This window comes from Mycoplasma zalophi, assembly GCF_025486335.1.
GTDB lineage: Bacteria > Bacillota_I > Bacilli_A > Mycoplasmatales > Metamycoplasmataceae > Metamycoplasma > Metamycoplasma zalophi.
On record NZ_JAOOPZ010000002.1, the window covers coordinates 116,682 to 136,451 of the forward strand.

General features: G+C 26.3%; 11 protein-coding genes. 3 read left to right on the forward strand and 8 right to left on the reverse strand.

Annotated elements, in window-relative coordinates:
• Positions 1–100: 100 nt before the first annotated feature.
• From parC to rplJ, 8 genes are all read right to left on the reverse strand, one after another.
• Positions 101–2,728 (reverse strand): DNA topoisomerase IV subunit A, encoded by a 2,628-nt coding sequence (parC, locus tag N8G13_RS01710; RefSeq protein ID WP_262289212.1) that lies wholly within the window; start codon positions 2,726–2,728, stop codon positions 101–103.
• 8 nt (positions 2,729–2,736) lie between these two features.
• A complete protein-coding gene (parE, locus tag N8G13_RS01715) occupies positions 2,737–4,647 on the reverse strand; it encodes a DNA topoisomerase IV subunit B (RefSeq protein WP_216488846.1) in 1,911 nt (636 codons plus the stop codon).
• A 98-nt stretch (positions 4,648–4,745) separates the two neighbouring features.
• Positions 4,746–7,280 (reverse strand): lipoprotein 17-related variable surface protein, encoded by a 2,535-nt coding sequence (locus N8G13_RS01720; RefSeq protein WP_262289213.1) that lies wholly within the window; start codon positions 7,278–7,280, stop codon positions 4,746–4,748.
• A gap of 60 nt (positions 7,281–7,340) precedes the next feature.
• Positions 7,341–8,318: a hypothetical protein gene (locus N8G13_RS01725; RefSeq protein WP_262289214.1), complete on the reverse strand. Its 978-nt coding sequence runs from the start codon at positions 8,316–8,318 to the stop codon at positions 7,341–7,343.
• A gap of 160 nt (positions 8,319–8,478) precedes the next feature.
• On the reverse strand, positions 8,479–12,849 hold the full coding sequence (gene rpoC / locus N8G13_RS01730; protein WP_262289215.1) for a DNA-directed RNA polymerase subunit beta': 4,371 nt from the start codon (positions 12,847–12,849) through the stop codon (positions 8,479–8,481).
• 1 nt (position 12,850) lies between these two features.
• Entirely contained in the window at positions 12,851–16,438 is a 3,588-nt protein-coding gene (gene rpoB, locus N8G13_RS01735) for a DNA-directed RNA polymerase subunit beta (protein WP_262289216.1), read from the reverse strand.
• A 135-nt stretch (positions 16,439–16,573) separates the two neighbouring features.
• Positions 16,574–16,945: a 50S ribosomal protein L7/L12 gene (rplL, locus tag N8G13_RS01740; RefSeq protein ID WP_262289217.1), complete on the reverse strand. Its 372-nt coding sequence runs from the start codon at positions 16,943–16,945 to the stop codon at positions 16,574–16,576.
• Between the two features lie 26 nt (positions 16,946–16,971).
• The gene (gene rplJ / locus N8G13_RS01745; RefSeq protein WP_262289218.1) at positions 16,972–17,469 is read right to left on the reverse strand and encodes a 50S ribosomal protein L10; all 498 of its coding nucleotides are present in this window, start codon (positions 17,467–17,469) and stop codon (positions 16,972–16,974) included.
• Positions 17,470–17,679: 210 nt separating this feature from the next.
• On the opposite strand from rplJ, the gene N8G13_RS01750 reads away from it, so the two are divergent.
• From N8G13_RS01750 to N8G13_RS01760, 3 genes are all read left to right on the forward strand, one after another.
• On the forward strand, positions 17,680–18,405 hold the full coding sequence (locus N8G13_RS01750) for a M48 family metallopeptidase (RefSeq protein WP_262289219.1): 726 nt from the start codon (positions 17,680–17,682) through the stop codon (positions 18,403–18,405).
• Entirely contained in the window at positions 18,390–19,061 is a 672-nt protein-coding gene (locus N8G13_RS01755) for a nuclease-related domain-containing protein (RefSeq protein WP_262289220.1), read from the forward strand. Before N8G13_RS01750 ends, N8G13_RS01755 begins: the two co-directional genes overlap by 16 nt.
• A gap of 121 nt (positions 19,062–19,182) precedes the next feature.
• Positions 19,183–19,680 (forward strand): hypothetical protein, encoded by a 498-nt coding sequence (locus N8G13_RS01760; protein ID WP_262289221.1) that lies wholly within the window; start codon positions 19,183–19,185, stop codon positions 19,678–19,680.
• Positions 19,681–19,770: the final 90 nt, after the last annotated feature.

A 19,770-nucleotide genomic window follows, 5' to 3' on the forward strand; every position in this document is an offset into this window, starting at 1 on the left:
TAGCTCTTTTCTCTGCACGAACTTTATTTCTTAGTCTAATTTCTTTACGCATATTAAGCCTCCTAAAATGTTATAAATAATATTATAAATGATAAAGCGATTATTTTGCTTTTTTAAGAGCAGAATTGATTAATTCATCTACATCTAATCATTCAGCTCTTTTGATTGTTTCTTCGCTATTTTGTTTTGGTTTTTGTTCTAAAAGAACAGGTTTTTCTATTTCTTTTGGTGTTTCTTTTTTTGGTTTTTCTAATTGAATATTTTCAGTGTCATTATATAAAAAATCTTTTAAATCAGAAGTTATATTTTCATTATAAATAAATCTACCTAAATTATTGATGCTAATTTTTGGATTACTAAAGTTTTCTTGTACATTAGATGTTGAAATATTATTTGTATTGTAAACATTAATTTTATTTTCATTATCTAAGTAATAAAATTCTAAGTTTTTTTGGAATTTTAAAGCATCTATTACTGAAAATGGTACTGTTTTTAAAGGTCAATATAATACTTTTGCAACATTTTGTCTTTTTACTTCTTTAATGTTTTTAGCAGCAATTCTTTTAAATTGTCCACGATTATTTGCAAGAATTAATTCATCTTCATCACTTAGTAATTCAATTTTGTTAACTGAATTTTCAAATAATTTAACAGCAGTAATTCCACTTGCTTTTAAAGAGTAAATTGGTATTTGAGTTTCATCAAAAAAGTGATATAAACCATCATTTAAAATGAAAATAACTTTTTTATCATTTGTTGATATTTTAACATCAATAATTTCATCATTTGATTTTATTTTCATGCAATTAAATTTTCTTGCAGTTGTTTGTGAAAATTCTGCTAACTTAACTTTTTTAGCAGCACCTTGCTTAGAAACTACTAAAAATAATAAATTAAGTGATAAATCTTCAATATTAAATACACTTATAATTTTTTCATTATCAGATAATTTTACATAATCACTTATATGATAACCTAAATCTTTTCAACCTGAATCTTTTAATGTAAATGCATCTAAAATAAAATAATTACCTTGTGATGTAAAACATAATAATTTTGAGTGTGAATTAATGTTTGAAATATATTGAATTACATCATTTTCTTTAATACCAAATGTGCTAATTTCGTTGGCTGAATATATTTTCTGTGAGATTTTTTTAATATATCCATCAACTGTTACATAACATCAAAAATCTTCACTTTTTACTAAATCTTTTTCATTTATATTAATTTCAATATTTTCAGCAGAAATTTCACTGCGTCTTTTAATTCCGTATGTTTGTTTTATATTAACTAAAAGATCAATTAAATATTTTTTAAAGTCTTCTTCATTGTTTAATAAATTAGAAATTCTAGAAATTTCAGCTTCTAATTTAATTTTTTCTTCTAAATATTGCTGTTGATCCATTTTTGATAATCTATATAAACGTAATTCAGCAATTGCAGTCGCTTGAATTTCTGTAAAATCAAAAATTTTGATTAAATTTTCAATAACACCTTTTTTGGAGTTATCTGAATTTTTAATTACTTCAATAACTTGATCAGATATTTCAGATACTTTAATAAATCCCAAAATAATTTCTAATCTTTTTGATAATTTTTCAAAATCATATTGAAGACTTAATTGTTCACAATTTTTTAAATGTTCAATATAAATTTCTAAAAGTTCTTTGATTCCCAATAATTTAGGTGCATTATCTGAAATAGCAACCATATTATAGTTATAATAAACTTTTAAATCTGTTTTTTGGTATAAAAAATCTAAAATAGCTTTTGCATTTGTATCTTTTTCTAGTTCAATATAAATACAAATACCTTCACGATTAGATTGATCTCTTACTTCTTTAATACCATCAATAGTTTTATTAATAATTAAATTTTGAATTTGTTTAACTAGTTCAATTTTTATAACTCCATAAGGAATTTCTTTAACTTCAAGTCCAATTATTTCGTTATTTTTATTAGTATCAAAATTTATTTTTGAATAAATTGAAATTTTACCTTTCCCAGTTTCAAAAGCTTCTTTAAAACCATCAATGTCACTTATTGTAGCACCAGTAGGAAAATCAGGGCCTTTAATAATTTTTTGTAATTTTTGTAAGGTAATTTCTGGGTTTTTAATAATTTCAATACTTGCATCTAAAAGCTCATTTAAATTATGCGGTGGAATATCTGTTGCATAACCTTCTGCAATACCTTTTGCACCATTTGCAAGTAAATTAGGAAATAATGCAGGTAATACAGTGGGTTCATACTCAGAATCATCAAAATTCGGAACAAAAGAAACAATTTTTTTATCAATATTTCCTAAAAGCAGAGTAGAAATTTTTTCTAATCTTGTTTCAGTATAACGCATAGCAGCAGCAGGATCATCATCAATAGATCCTTTGTTTCCGTGCATTTCGACAACAGGAAGAGCCATTTTTCATTCCTGTGACATTCTTATTAGTGCTTCATAAATACTACTATCACCATGAGGATGATACTTACCAATTACTTCCCCGACAACTCTTGCAGATTTTTTAAAAGGTTTATCATGAGTTAAATTCATTTGAAACATACTAAATAAAATTCTTCTTTGAACAGGTTTTAAACCATCACGAGCATCAGGAATCGCTCTTTGTTGGATGATATATTTTGAATATCTGCTAAAACCTTGCGACATAATTGTATCTAAAGATTGATTTATTATTTTTTCAATAATTTCATTATTTTTTATTTTAGCCATGTTATTCCTTAAATTTTAAAATCATCTTCTATACTGAAGTCAATATTGCTTTCAATTCATTGTTTTCTTGGTTCTGAATTTTTTCCCATAAAAATTGAAACTCTTTTTTCTGCCTTTATTGCATCATCAACTGTTACTTTAATTAATGTTCTTGTTTGAGGATTCATTGTTGTTTCTCATAATTGATCCGCATTCATTTCCCCTAAACCTTTATATCTTTGTATATTATACGAACTAAATTGTTCAACTGTAGGTTTTAAATCTTCTTCTAATCAAACATATTCAATTGTATTTGTTTGTCTTGCTTTAGTACCAGAAACTTTAAATAAAGGTGGTAAAGCAATATAAATGTTTCCATTTTCAATTAATTGTTTCATATATCTAAAGAAAAATGTTAATAAAAGAATTTGAATGTGAGCACCATCTGTATCTGCATCTGTCATAATTATGATTTTGTCATATTGAAGATTTTTTATATTAAAATCATCTGCTAAACCAGTACCTAAAATATTTATAATAGTTGCTAATTCTTCATTTTTTAAAATATCTAATAATTTTTCTTTTTCAGCATTAACAACTTTACCTTTAAGTGGTAAAATCGCTTGAGTTTTAGAATTACGACCTTGTTTGGCTGAACCACCCGCTGAATCACCTTCGACTAAAAACAATTCTCTTTCTTTTGCATTTTTAGATTGAGCTGGTGTTAATTTAGAACTTATTAATTTTTTATTATCTAATTTACTTTTAACTTTTCTTATTTCATTTCTTGCGTTTTTTGCAGCATTTCTTGCATCATATGATTTTTTAATTTTGTTTAAAATTTTTTGTGCTTCGTTTTTATTTTCAATTAAAAAATGTCTAAATTTATTAGATAATAATTCTTCTAATGCTTCACGTGCCTGAGGTGTACCTAATTTATCTTTAGTTTGTCCTACGAATTCTAGAATCTTTTCAGGAACTTTAAGACTAATAATAGCACTTAAACCCTCTCTTATATCAGATCCATCAAAAGATTTATTTTTCATAAATCCTTTTTCATTTGCGTATTCATTTATTAATTTTGTTAATGCTGATTTAAATCCGGTTTCATGAGTACCACCATCATGTGTTTTAACATTATTAACAAATGATAAAATTAACTCTGAATATGTATCAGAATACTGAAAAGCAACATCAATTTCAATACCCTGATAAGTACCTTGAAATGAAATTACATCACTAATAATATCTTTATTTTCATTAATGAAACTAATATATTCTTTTATTCCATTTTGAGTTTGATAAGTATTTTCAAAATTACTAATTTTATCAATAAAATGAATTTTTATTTCAGGAATTAAAAAACTAGTTTCACGTAATTTTTCTATTATTGTATCTTTTGAAAATTTTATTTTTTTAAAAATTAATGGATCAGCTCAAAATTGTATTTTTGTTCCATGTTTTGTTGTTTTTTGTACTTTTGTTGTGTGTTTTGTAATAGTTTCTTGAGAAAATTCAGTAACATATTCATAATTATTTTTATAAACAGTAGCCACTAATTTTGTACTTAAAGCATTTACAACACTACTTCCAACACCATGTAAACCACCAGATACTTTATATGCATTACCATCAAATTTTCCACCTGCATGAAGTTCCGTAAAAACTAACTCAACACCAGTTTTTTTTGTTTCAGGGTGTATATCAACAGGTATTCCACGTCCATCATCTTCAATAATAATAGAATTATCTTTTTCTAATGTGATACTAATATTTTTTGCATAGCCTGCTAACGCTTCATCAAAAGCATTATCTAAAATTTCTCAAACTAGATGATGTAATCCATTTATATCAGTTGAACCAATATACATTCCAGGTCTTTTTCTAACGGCTTCTAAACCTTTTAAAACTTTTAAATCATTTGAATTATAATTTGACATGTTTTAATTATATAGCAATTTTAAAATTATCAAAAATAACTAAGTTTATAATAAATAATCAAAAAAAATGCGAAATAAAAATATTTCACATTTTATTATTATTTTACTACTTCATTTAAATTATCAACTAGGTTCTTTTTAGAAACATTATATATTTCTTGTTGACTTTGTTCTATTATTTTTCTATATAATGAAAATATGTTATTAGCTTTTTCAATTACTATATTTTTTTGATTTGAAGAAAGATTAAATTCATCTAATTTTTTACTTAGTAATAACTCTAATTCACTTGCATGCCTAGCGGTTGAAAATAATATATCCCATCCACCAGTTCCTAATCACACTCTTCCCATTTTACCTAATTTTTCTTTATCTAAACCAGTCTTATACATATGTGATTTATCAAAACCAGATTGTTTACTACCAAAAAATATATATTTTCAATCATTAGAATCATATTTTAAATCTTCATTCATCTTATTATTTGCTTGTTCTATTATATCTGCAACACTTTCAAGCATTATATCAATATCACTTATACTATATATTTCTGGAATTTGTTTTAATTGGTTTAAAAATTGCCTATTCATTCTTTTTAACTTATTATTAATTTCTTTTATGTGTTCAAAAAAATCAACAGTTAGATTCCCAAATTTTTTTAGATTTTCTCAACTTAAAACTTGAAATTCTGGAAGTATTAAGAAACCGAATTTTTTTTCAGGGTTAACAATGTATTTTTCAGATGCTTTAATTAATATTTGTAAAAATATTTTTGAAAATTGAAGAGAATCTAATATATCTTTTTGTAAATTCATTATTTCTTTTTTTTGATAACCATATACATTCACAAATTCATCTATTATATTGTCAGCGATTTTATTTATTTTTTTATCAAGTTCATTATATACTGCTTCTAAATTTTTATCAGCAAGTCTTTGCTTAGCAATTTCAAGTTTTGTTTGTTTTGTATTATCATTATTGTTTGTATTTAATTCATTTAAAATTTCACTTTTGTAAGAAGAAAAATATTTTGAATTTTGAAGTGTCATCTTCTCACGAACTTGTTTCTTATCATTATTTAAAGAATTTTTATTTTGTAATCCTGATATGGTAATAGTTTTATTAAATACTAAATCACTAAATTGTGGTTTTAAACTAATAATATCAACATTAAATGTTATTGTTCCAGTATCTATATTTTTTCAATTTTCATCTGTTTTTATATTATCTAATTTAAAATTGATTGCTTCATATGTAGTTTTTAAGTCATCTATATTTAATTCTTCTATATATGTTTTAGATAGTGGTGTTCCATCATTTTTGAAATAATTATTTTTATCTTCTGAAATTGAAGTTAATCTTTGTTTTTCTTCATTTATTTCTTTTTGACGTGTTGTTAAAAACCCTGAAATAATTTCAGTAATAGGTTTTGTTACAACATTTTCTTTTAATAACTCATTGAATTTTTGTAGTTTATATTCAATATTTATTGTTCCTAAGTCATTATTTTTAGTAATTTGTTTATCAATAATTTGTACGTTTTCTTCAATATTATTAACTAATATTTGATCATCATTTACATCACTTGGAAGTGTATTTTCTTTATTTTGTGTATCTTTTAATGTGTGCAATTGACCTAATGAATTTAAATATTTTAATGTTCGTTGTCTTTCATCTTCATTATTTGTTAAAAAGTTATTGATAATAAGTTCTTTGGGTTGTGTTTGGATATTTGAATTTTCTTTAGATTGAATTTTAAAATTAATAGTTAATTCACCAGTTTCATCGTTTGCTATTAATGAATTAATAATAACGTTATATTTTTCATTTTCTATAACTTTAAAATCTGATTCTTTATTTATTTTTGATGCCTTTGTTTCTTGTTTATTAATATCATCTTTTAATTCTAACTTGTTAATTTTACTAAATTCAGAATTTAAATTATTTAGAATATATTTATCTGTTGTTAAAAAGTTATTAAGAGTAACTTTTCTTTCATTTGAAACAATAGAATCTTTAAATTTACTTTTTAATTTTAAAGTTATGTCAATATTACCTTCATTATCTTTAGCTTCTATATTTACAAAATCAAGTAAATAATTTTCGCTATTGTAGTGTTTTATTTGAAAATTTGTTGTATTAGTAGTAATTTGTGAAGGTAAAAATTGTTTTAATTCCTCTGCTACATCAATTGAAAGATTATTTATTTCTTGATTAATATCTTTTGATATAGTTTTAAAACCTATGAAAGTTTTTGTTATAACATTTGAATTTTGTCAAATGTTTTGATTATCTTTTTGTCTTACATAATATTTAATAGTTAATGAGCCATCTTCATCATTTGAAACCATATTTTGAATTTGAAAAATAATTTGATTATTATCTTTGTTTTTTAAAGTGATGTTGGTATAGTTGATATCAGATGCAAAAACATCGTCTATGCTATTAATATTTAAAGAAATATCTTTGCTTTTTAAATAAGTATCTAAAGGTGATTCTTTCTTTTCTTGTTCATTTTCTTTAGGGACATTTGGATGAATAACATTTGGTTGAGCACATGAGTACAATGCAATTGGACTAATAGATAAAATACTAATTGCTGTTGTACATAAAATGATTTTACTTTTTTTCATAGTTTTCCTTTTAAAAAAATTAGAAGCACCCTATATAGTATTTGCTTCTAATATCTACAATTATTTAATAATAGTGTTAATAATTTCTACTAATTCTTTTGTTTTTTCTTTTAATAATGTTTCACTTTGTAATGCAACATTAAATAATGTTTCAAATTTAGGATAAAGAATACCTTTAATTGTGTTGTAATCTTCTTCGTTTGTTAGTAATTCGTGAGCTTTAACTCTTGAATCTTCTTTAAATTTATCTAAAACGGCTTTAAATTTAGCAACTTGTGCTTCAATTCCTTCAGATGGTAAATTATCAAAACTTATGTTTTGAATTTCTGTTATTAATGTTTTAATTTCAGTGTTGTAAAATTCGTTCATTTTTTCTATAAAAGTATCAAGTACAGCAATATTTTTTGTACTTTCATTTTCTTTTAATGAATTAAATACTGATTTTTCTATTCCCTTTATGTTATTTAGGTTTCCATCTAATACTGTTACTAGTGAAAATTTTAGATTATTTAATGTTTCAACGTTTAATTTTCCTTTAACAAATGCAAGACCATCACTAATTTCTTGATCGTTATTTACTGCAATAATTAGTGAATCCAAAATATCTTTTAATTGTTTATTTAAAATACTTGAAGCTTGTGAATACATATTTGTAACTTGAATTAATTGTTCTTCAGAAACTACATCTTTAAGTGTTGTTTGAACTTTTTCGATATTTTTATTTAAATTATCCAAAATTGAATTTGATAATGTTTGAACTTTGCTTTGAATAGCTGTGTTTTTTGTTGTGTCATTTAATGATTTTAATTGTTTTCATTCATTTTTAATATTATTATTAAATTCTACTTTAACTTCTGGCAATGTTTTTTTAGCAATATTTAATTCAATATTAATTTCTTTTTTAGGTGTAATTTTTTCTTCAGGTTCATCTTTTTTAGTTGAAATAAGTGAAGTAGTTATGGCAATAGGTGTAATAATCAACCCTAAACTAACTGTAATTCCAATAATATTTGCTAGTGGTTTATTTTTAAATTTCATCTTTTTTCTCCATATGTTTTATTCTTGTAAATAATGTGACATTATATTCCTTTTTAATAAAAAAGATTCAATATATTTGCATATTATTGATTTTTGCATAAAATAATTTCCAAAAATAAAAATGAAATTTGTCGTTTAACAAATTTCATTTTCTTATTAATTATTCTTCTTCAGAAATTTCTTCATCAAAAATTTCTTCTTCTACTTCACTTTCAGATTCTATTTGATTTTTAATTTCATCTAAATCATTTTGAAATTGATATGAAGCTTCATTAATGAAATCTAAATTTAGATTTTCTTCAGTTTCATTTGTTGTGAAGTAACTTATTGATGGTTTTATATTGTATTTTACTGTACTTGCAGCTTGTGCAAAGTTTGTTCCAGCTGGAATTTTTTTACCAACTATAATATTTTCTTTTAGTCCTTCTAATGGATCTACTTGATTAGAAATAGCTGCATGAACTAATATTTTAGTTGTTTCTTGATATGAAGCAGCCGCTAAGAATGAATCAGAAAGTAATGGGGTTTGTTTTGCTCCTTTAATAATTACGTTACCATAAGGAGGTTTTTTACCTTCTGAAAGTAATTTTCCAGCTTCATCTTGATAATCAAAAATATCAACAATAGCTCCAGCAAAGAATTTACTATCTCCTGCATCATAAATAACCACTTTTGACATCATTTGACGAACAATTATTTCAATATATTTATCACTAATAGCTATACCTTGAGAACGGTAGATTTTTTGAATTTCTTTTAATAAATAATTTTGTACTGCATGAGCATCTGCAATTTGTAATAGATCTTTTAAAATAATTGGACCTTCTGAAAGTTTTTGTCCTATTCTTACTTGATCTCCTACTGCTACTCTTAGTTTTTTCTTAGTATAAACAGCTTCATTTTTAATTGCTGTTTGTTTTTGTGAATTTTGATATTCAATTTTAATTACAAAATGACTATCATCTGAACCAGGAGCAATTTCAATAACTTTTCCATTTACAGGACTAATTACTGCAGGTGTTCCTCATGGTTGTTCATAAGCATCTATTAATTCAATTAAACGAGTAAACCCACCAGTAATATCTTCAACACCAGCAACTCCCCCTGAGTGGAATGTACGCATTGTAAGTTGTGTTCCAGGTTCTCCGATACTTTGAGCTGCAATAATTCCTACAGCTTCTCCAATATTTACTAATCTATTTGTTGCTAAATCTTTACCAAAACAGTGTTTACATACACCATTACGTGTATTACATCCAAAAATTGAACGAATTTCAACTTCTTTTATTCCTTCATTTTTAATTCTCTTAGCAATTTCTTGACTAATTAATTTATCTTTAGCAATAATTAAATTTCCGTGTTTATCATAAATATCTTTATTTGTAAAACGACCTTCAATTCTATCTACTAACGAAACAATTGTTTGTTGTGTTTTGGTATCAATTATATCTCTTATAATGAATCCATAATCACTTCCACAATTTTCTTCTTTTACAACTATATTTTGAGCAACATCTACTAAACAACGTGTTAAGTAACCACTTTTCGCAGTATTAAGTGCGGTATCTGTTAGACCTTTACGAGCTCCATGGGTTGATGAATAGAATTCATAAGCTGTTAATCCTTCAAGGAAAGAACTTTTAACAGGAACTTCAACTGTAGATCTAACAACACGATCATTTTTAGCATCGGCTTTTAGAGTTTTGGTATTATTGGCCATAAGTCCACGCATACCAGCTAATTGAACGTAGTTATTAATTGTTCCCCGAGCACCTGAATCAATCATCATAATAACTGGGTTTTCAACATTATCTTTTATAACTTGTTTTAATTCTTGTTGAATATTTTCTTTAACTTCAGTTCATTTTTTAATAGTTAGGTTATATCTATCATCATCAGTTAGTTCTCCACTTTGATAGAATTCTTTTAATTTTTCAATATATTCATCACCTTCTTGAATATATTCTTGTTTTTTATCGGTTTCAATAATATCATTAATTGAAATACTTATTCCACTAATTGTTGAATATTTAAATCCCAATTCCTTAATTTTATCAAGAATAGATGCAACTATATTTGTATATTTAAATCAAACACCATCTAAAATTTTAGCTTTTTCTTTTGCATTAACTACAACAGGGTTTTCTCCCTCTTTTACAATTTTATTTGCATTGTAATTTAACTCAAATTCTTCTTTTGTGAATCTTGCTAATAATTTAGCGTGGATTGATGATAATTTTTCACCACGATAATTATCGATTTTAATAAATTCTGTCATTACTTCACGGTAATTATCTGCTGTTATATTATTAATAACTTTTGCAATATCTTCGATTGTAATTGAACTTACATATTGATTAAATGCTAAACGAACAATTTTAGCAATATTTTTCTTTGTGAAAGCTTTTTGAATAGGACTTTCCATCTTAATAAATTCATAAATATTTTGACGTGGTTTTAAAATGAATTGGCGTGAATAACGTTTAATTTCTTCTAAATCATCTGAAAAATCACCATTATGGATAAAAGGGAATGATTTAGGGAAAACGCTATTAAAAATAAATTTACCAACACTACTTACTATATATTTATCATCTGGATTATAAAAGTCTAATTTTTCTTTGATAGCATCAATTGGTAATGCAACACGAGCGTGAAGATCCACTTTTTTCTCTTCATATGCTCTCATCATATGTTCAAAGTTACTGAAGAATCTTCCTTCTCCCTTTGCTCCACGTTTTTCTAATGTTAAATAATATAACCCTAGGATCATATCTTGTGATGGGTTAATAATAGGTTCTCCATCTTTAGGTCCTAAAATATTTTTATTTGCTAACATTAATTCTCTTGCTTCTAAAAGAGCTGCTTCAGAAACTGGTACGTGAACTGCCATTTGGTCCCCATCGAAATCGGCATTAAATGCGGCACAAACTAATGGGTGTAGACGCATGGCTTTTCCTCTTACTAAAACAGGTTCAAAGGCTTGAATACTTAAACGGTGAAGCGTTGGAGCACGATTAAGTAAAACTAATCTTCCCTTAATAGCTTCAGCTACGTGAGGTCAAATGATTGAATTTTCATCTTCTATTAATTTTTTAGCTTGTTTAATTGTACTTACAACTTCTTTTTCAATTAAACGATTAATAATTCATGGTTCAAATAATTTTGCAGCCATTTCACGTGGAATTCCACATTGGTGCATTTTTAAATTTGGACCAACAACTATAACACTACGCCCTGAATAGTCAACACGTTTTCCTAGTAGGTTTTGTCTAAAACGACCTTTTTTACCAGTTAAAGCATCAGAAATACTCTTGAATGGACGATTATCTTTACTTAAAACAGGACTTGGACTACGACGAGCATTATCAATTAAAGCATCAACTGCTTCTTGAATCATTCTTAATTCGTTTTGAATTAATAAAACAGGAGCTTGTTTTTCTTGTCATTGTTTTAAACGATTATTTCTAATAATTACCCGACGATATAACTCATTAATGTCAGATGTAGAGTGACGACCACCATCTAATTGAATCAATGGACGTAAGTCGGCAGGTATAACTGGTAAGTCGTAAATCAACATAGAAGTTGGTTCTTGACCACTTTCTATAAATGAATTAATAACTTGTAAACGTTTATATAATTTTTCACGGCTTGTTTTAAGTGTTGAAGTTATTTGTCCATTTGCATATTCTTCTTGATTAATTTTTTGAATAGCATCAGAAACTTCTTTTTGTTCCTTGTGTAAGTCTATTTTTTTAAGTAAATATTCAATTGCTTCTGACCCAGTTCCTATTTTTGCATCTGAATATTCTTCAATAATATCATTGAATTCATAAAAGTCAATTCCATGGTCTTGACCAATTTTTGATTCTGATTTTTCAATAACAGATGCTATTGCTTCATCAATTTCTTCCCTTTCTTCACTACCTTCTTCATAATTTAAGGCAATTTCATTAAGAGCTTCATGATAAATTGGACCAGCATTATTTATATCAATGATTTTATTTTTAGGTAAACTTGATAATCCACCACTTTCTAAAACAATATGACTTTTGTAATAGATTAAGTTTTCAAGATTTGAACGCTTAACGTATTCTTGAGTTCCTTCAACTTTTAATCCTAATAATTTAGCTAAAATTGAGTGATCTACTTTAAAGTATCAAAAGTGAACGACAGGACTGTTTAAATGAATATGTCCCATGTGATTACGGCGAGCTATTTTTGGTAGAATTTCTGGTCTTTCAATTCTACAAAGTTCAGTTCTAACACAAACATTAACTTCATTAACTTTTTTATATTTATGACCACAAATTGGACAACGATAGTCAATCATTGGTCCAAAAATTAACTCATCAAATAACCCATGACGTTCTGGCTTGTATGATTTATAGTTAATAGTTTCGGGTTTTGTAACTTCCCCATGACTTCAAGTTCTTATATCTTCTGAAGTTGCAAGCGCTAGAGATATTTTTTCAATTTTATTTTCATCTAAATTTGCATATTTACGGCTTTTAGGTGTATTAGACATATTAATTATCTCCTTTTGCTTCTTGATTGTTTTGTGGTTTTTCAGTTCTTTCATGAACTTCTAGTTTTATTCCTAAACCTCTTAATTCATAAGCAAGAACGCTAAATGATTCAGGCATTCCTGGTGTAGGAATTTTTGTTCCAGTTGCTAGTGCATTATATAGCATATTACGTCCAATTATATTATCAGATTTATATGTTAATAATTCTTGAAGCACATTTGTTGCTCCATAAGATTCAATAGCTCATGTTTCCATTTCACCAAATCTTTGTCCCCCATTTTGACTTTTTCCTCCTAGAGGTTGTTGGGTGATTAGTGAATAAGGTCCAACACTACGTGCATGCATTTTGTCATCAACCATGTGGTAAAGTTTTAGATAATACATAACCCCCACTGAAATTGGATTATCAAATGGTTCACCTGTTTTTCCACTATATACTGTCATTTTTCCTGATGGATCAATTCCAGCTTCTTTTTGTATTTCTTGAATTTGTTTATAACTAATTCCATCAAATACAGGAGAAACAAATTTACAATTTAATTTTCTTGCCGCAAGTCCTAAGTGCAATTCAAGAACTTGACCTATGTTCATACGAGATGGTACACCTTGTGGATTTAATAAAATATCTAATGGTGTTCCATCTGCTAAATATGGCATATCTTCTTCAGGTAAAATGATTGATACAACCCCTTTATTACCATGACGACCAGCCATTTTATCTCCAACTTTAATTTTACGTTTTTGAGCAATTGAAACTTTAACAATCATTTCAATTCCATCTTCTAAATTAGTATCATCTGTATCTCTTCTTAAAACATCAACAGCAACAACAGTTCCCCCGTGTCCATGTTTAACTTTTAAAGAAGTATCTTTATGAGTTGAAGTTTTTTGACCAAAAATAGCAGCCATTAATTTTTCTTCAGGTGATGGGTTTTCTTCAGCTTTTGGACTGATTCTTCCAACTAAAATATCACCAGGTCCTACTTCTGAACCAATAATAACTATTCCATCTTCACCAAGGAAACGTTTTGAACGGTTTGAAGCATTAGGAATATCACTTGTTAAAATATCATCCCCTGCTTTTGAACGACGGAATTGAATAGTTTGTTCTTCAATGTGAATTGATGTATAAACATCTTCTTTGACTAATTTTTCATTTAAAATAACAGCATCTTCATAGTTATATCCAAATCATGTACTAAATCCAACTAATACGTTTTTACCTAAAGCAAGTTCACCATTTTCCATACTTGGTCCATCGGTTAATAAATCTCCTGTTTTAATTTCTTGCCCCACTTTTACAAGTGGTTTTTGGTGGATAACTGTTCCTTGATTTGAACGTTCAAAAGTTCTTAAGAAATAAATTGATGGTTTCTTTTCATCTGGGCTTTGAATTCTAATTTCGTTTGCATCTACATAAGTTACAATTCCATCTTTTGTTGCTCTAACGTTTGAAGCACTAAATCTTGCAATATCAGCTTCAACTCCAGTCGCAACTAATGGTGCTTCTGGTTTAATTAAAGGAACTGCTTGACGTTGCATGTTTGAACCCATAAGAGCACGGTTAGCATCATCATTTTCTAAAAATGGAATTGCAGATGCTGAAATTGATGTCATTTGTCTACTTGTAACCCCAATATAATCAATTTCTTTTTTATCTAATTCAATATATTCATTATTTTTTCTACTCATTACTCTTTCATCTAATATTTCACCAGTTTCTTCATCAATATTAATTGATGATTGAGCAAAAGTAAAATTAATTTCTTCTATAGCTGTTAAGTATCTAATATCATTAAAATCAACTATACCATCATTTACTTTAAAATATGGTGTTTGGATAAATCCATAATCATCTATCTTAGCATATGATGCCATATTTAAAATAAGTCCAATGTTTGGTCCTTCGGGTGTTTCAATTGGACATATACGTCCATAATGAGTTGAGTGAACGTCACGAACTTCGAATTGAGCAGTATCACGGTTAAGTCCTCTAGGCCCTAAACTTGTTACACGTCTTTTATTTGAAATTTCTCCTAGCGGATTTACTTGATCCATAAATTGCGATAATTTTGATGAATTGAAAAATGTTTTCATTTGGTTATAAATTGGTTTATTGTTAGTTACATTACGTGCTGTAATTTTTTCTAAGTCTTTTCCAGCAATTTTTTCTTTAGTATTTTTTTCTAATTTTAATAAACCAATTCTCAATTGATTTTGTAATAACTCACCAATTGTAACAATACGTTTGTTAATTAGTGAATCCGGATCATCATCATTTCCAATTCCATGTAATAAATTAAAGTAATAATTTACTGCCGCAACTAAATCTGGAATAATTAAGTGTTTTTGAGTTGCATTTGGATCGTTTCCAATTACTAATAATGGTTCTTGACCATTTTCCATTTCTTTTAATGTTGGTCAAATTCTAACCATTGCAACATTCATTCTTTGTGCTAATTCCATAGCTCCTGGAAGTTCTAATTGATTTGCATAAACTAATTCAGAAACATTTGGAATTCTAGTTAAACTAATTTCTCCATTTTTAAATTGTTCATTTATGTCAAGTGCCATTTGTGGAGTTATGAATGCTCCAGCTTTATAAAGAACTTTAACTTCTCCATCTTCATTAGCTACAGAATGAATATCCTCTGCTAAATATGTATTTGAAATACGATCAATAACATTTAATTTACGATTTAAAGTAAAACGCCCAGTTCTTGTTAAGTCATAACGTTTTTCATTAAATAGTATATTAGGAAGTAAGTTTCTACAACTTTCTTCAGTTAAACGATCTCCACGACGTATTAAACGATAAATTAATTCACGTGCAAGTCTTTGATTGATTTCCATATCAGGATCTTTTACTTTATCGCGACGGAAAGTTTCTAATAAAACATCATTGTTTCCAAAAAGTTCTATTGCAGTTTCTTCGCTAATACCTAAAGCTTTTAGGAATGTACTTAAATAAACACCTTTATTTTTATCAATTTTTATTTTTACACTATCAACACTTGTTCCTGTTACTTTATGACTTATTTCAATTCATGAACCAATTTGAGGAATAATTTCTAATTTATTAAATAGGTCATTAGCTTGTTTATTTCTAACTCCCAATCCGTAATACGCCCCAGTTGAACGAATCAATTGACTAACAATAACTTTTTCAGAACCGTTTATAACAAATGTTCCACCATTTGTCATAATAGGAATTTCACCAAAAACAACTTCATAGTCTTTGATTTCCCCTGTATTAATGTTATGTTGTCTTAATTTAGCTTTTAATTTACCTGTGTAACTTGAACCTTTTTGCTTAGCGATTTTTATACTTTCAAATTCTGTTCTACTTGGTTGTTCAAATGTAACTGAATTAGGTATATATTCTATTCTAACTTTTGAAGGTGCTTCAATTGGGTAAATTGATTGTAGTTCTTCTTCGATTGTTTTTGTAAAAAATTCATGAATTGATTTTCTTTGCATATCTAGAAAATCAGGTGTTTCAAAAACTTTTGGTGATTTAGAATAATCACGTCTTTGTGTGATTGGTCCGAAGTAACGTTCAGTATATTTTTGTTTTAGTTGTTCCATATGTCACCCTTTTTGTGTTTTATTTAATATTTTTTGTGTAAAATATTCAGTTTTATGATTAGAATATATTAATATATTCTAATTGTCATATAAATAACAAAAATGGCAAAATTGCCATTTCTTATTTATTTGTTATTAGTCAATAACAACTTCTGCTCCAACAGCAGATAATTTAGCTTTGATATCTTCAGCTTCATCTTTTTTAACGTTTTCTTTAATAACTGCTGGTGCACTTTCAACAAGTTTTTTAGCATCCATTAGTCCTAAACCTGTTAATTCTTTAACAGCTTTAATAACGTTAACTTTTTGATCTCCTGCTGATTTTAATGTTACGTTAAATTCTGTTTTTTCTTCTGCTGCTGCTCCAGCTGCTGGTGCTGCTGCAACTGCAACTGCTGATGGATCAATTCCAAATTCTTCTTTTAATCCTTCAACAAGTTCCATAACTTCTTTAATATTCATTTCTTTTAATGCAGAAATAAATTCTTCTTTTGTTAATTTAGCCATAATAATTTCCTTATAATTTTTGTATTTTATTCTTGAATTTTATTTTCATCAACTAACATTTTCATTCCTAGACCTAATTGTCTTATTGGTGTTAGTAATGAGTTTCCTAATATCATTAATGCTTCTTCATATGTTGGAAGTGTTGCTACAACAGCTACTTCTTGAGCATCAATAACACGATTTTCATAAATTCCAGCAACAATTTCTAATGCTTGGAATTTTTTAGCAAAATTTGCGATAACTTTAGCAGCACTAATATCATCATCATTTCCAAACACGTAGATATTTGCACCAACTAAATAATCGTTTAGAGCTTCGTAATTTAACTTACTAGTTGCTTGTTTAACAAGTCTATTTTTATAAACTTTTAAACTTACACCATGAGCTTTTGCTTCTTTTCTAAGTTCTTGTAGATTTTCAACGGTTAAACCTTGGTATTTAGCTACTACAAGTGATTTAGATTGTTCAATTGCTCTAGTAATTTCATCAACTACTAAAACTTTAGCTTGTCTTAAATCGCTCATTATTTCTCCTTTTATTTTTATTGGACACAATACATTTAGATTTATACTTGGTAACAAATTAAGCATTTAGCAGTTACTGTCTTCATATATTGCTTTTATATTGTAACATAAATTAAGTGATTTATGCAAAAAATGACTATTATTTTTTATATTAATTTTTTATAGCGCAAAAATCTATCTAAATTTATTTTTTTATTTAAAATTAATTTTATGAAAAAAGACATTTCAAGTGACAAGATACAAGTAGTTTTAGATGATTCAACATATTTAATTTCACTAAAAAAAGCAAGAGGTAAATTTAGTAATTTAAAAATAAAAGATGGTGAAATTATTTTATCAATCGCTAAAAATGATAATATAGTAGATCTTGAAGCTTTTATTAAAAACGGTTTAAGAAATATCTTAAGACATATAAGTACAAATTTATTATATGAAAGAACAAAAATTAACTTTGAAAATAACACTTTTTATCTTTATGGTTTTAAAAGAAAATTTTTAGTTGAAAAAAATAAATTAACAATTTATTCATTATTTGAAACATTTCAATACGATTTAATACAAAATACAAAGACAGAAATTAAACAAATTATTGAAAATTTTTTTGAATTACAGTTATCAAAAACAATTCACATGTTAAATAGAAATTATTTAGATTTAATAAATGTTCAAGAAAAATATAAAGGGTTTTCAATTAAAAAAGTAACCTCATATTGAGGAAAATGTAAATTTGATGGTAATTTAATTTATAATCTTTACTTAATTTGTTTCCCACTTGAAACAATTGAAAGTGTAGTAGTTCATGAATTAAGTCATTTAATACATTTTAATCATTCAGAAAAATTTTATAATTTAGTTAATAAAATCTATCCAAGCTATAAAAATAGTCAAAAATACTTAGAACAGAAAAGAGTAAAGAAAATATGGAAAAAACAATAAAAACAGGTTTAATAATTTCAATGATTTTGTTGCTGCTTATTTTGATTACAATCATTGCTAAAATGATTGTTTACAAAATAAATGTAAAAAATAAAAAAGGTAGAGGAAAAAAATTTGAAGAAGAATTTTCTTTAGACATTGCAAAATGAGCACAAGAAAACAATTATTTTTATATTAAACCAGCTTTATATAAAAATGGTAATAAATTATTTGAAATTGACGGAATAATAGTTACTGAAAAAGGAATTTTTGTAATCGAAACTAAAAGTATAACAGGAAACATTGAAGGAGATTACAATACTAAAACATGGTACAAAATATTTAAAAACACTAAATATGAAATCCAAAATGTAATTTTTCAAAATGTAAAACATATGAAACATATTGAAGAAATTTTTAATAATTCTGAAATTAATTTATATTCAATATTAGTATTTGAAGATTTTAATAAAACCATAAAAATCACTAATAATCCAGAGTGAAATTTGATCACAAAAGATACAGTTTTTTCTACTGATTTAAGTAAATTTATGCAAAATACTGAGTCAACACTCAACCAACACACAATAAACACTGTCTACAATACACTGCTGTCACTTAAAACAAACTCAACAAAAGATAAGATAAAATTTAAATCTTACCGTTATAAATTTTAGATTTTGAGTGTTGTTTTGTATATTTTTCAATAAATTTTCAATAAATACAATATGTTTAATTAAAATTGTGATATAGTAATTACATATGACTGCAATTTGCCACTAGAAATCAAGGAGAAATATGAGAAAATTTTACATAATAGAAAAAACAGATGATGAAGACAAAAAAATATGACAATTAAAAGAAGCAAAAATTGATGAATACTTAACATTTTATTCATTTAATGAAAGTTTAGAAAAATTCATGGACTTAGCTAAAGATGATGAATCATCAAGAGTTTGATTCCATCAAAACGGAGCATTTAGAGGAAGTATGAGTTTTGAAAAAGCTCACACAGCACTTGAATTGTTAAATGAAGAAAACATTGAATCAGAAAGCGCAACAGACTACCTAGTTTCAAAAAGTTTAATTGAATCATCTTCAACTAAAAAAGAAGAAAAAACAGGACAACAAGACACACAAGAAATTACAAATGAAACTAAAACATATCCAACAATTATTACAACAACAGAAGAAAAAGGATCAAAATGATTCTGAGTACTAATTTGAATATTAGTTGTTTTAATTTTAATATGCATTGGTTTAACATCATTTGGAATATACAAACTATACAACTAAAAATAGAAAAATTAAAACTCCAGTTTTAATTTTTTATTTACCTTTTTTTAATTAAATTAGTATAATTTAATTATTAAATTTAAAGGAAAT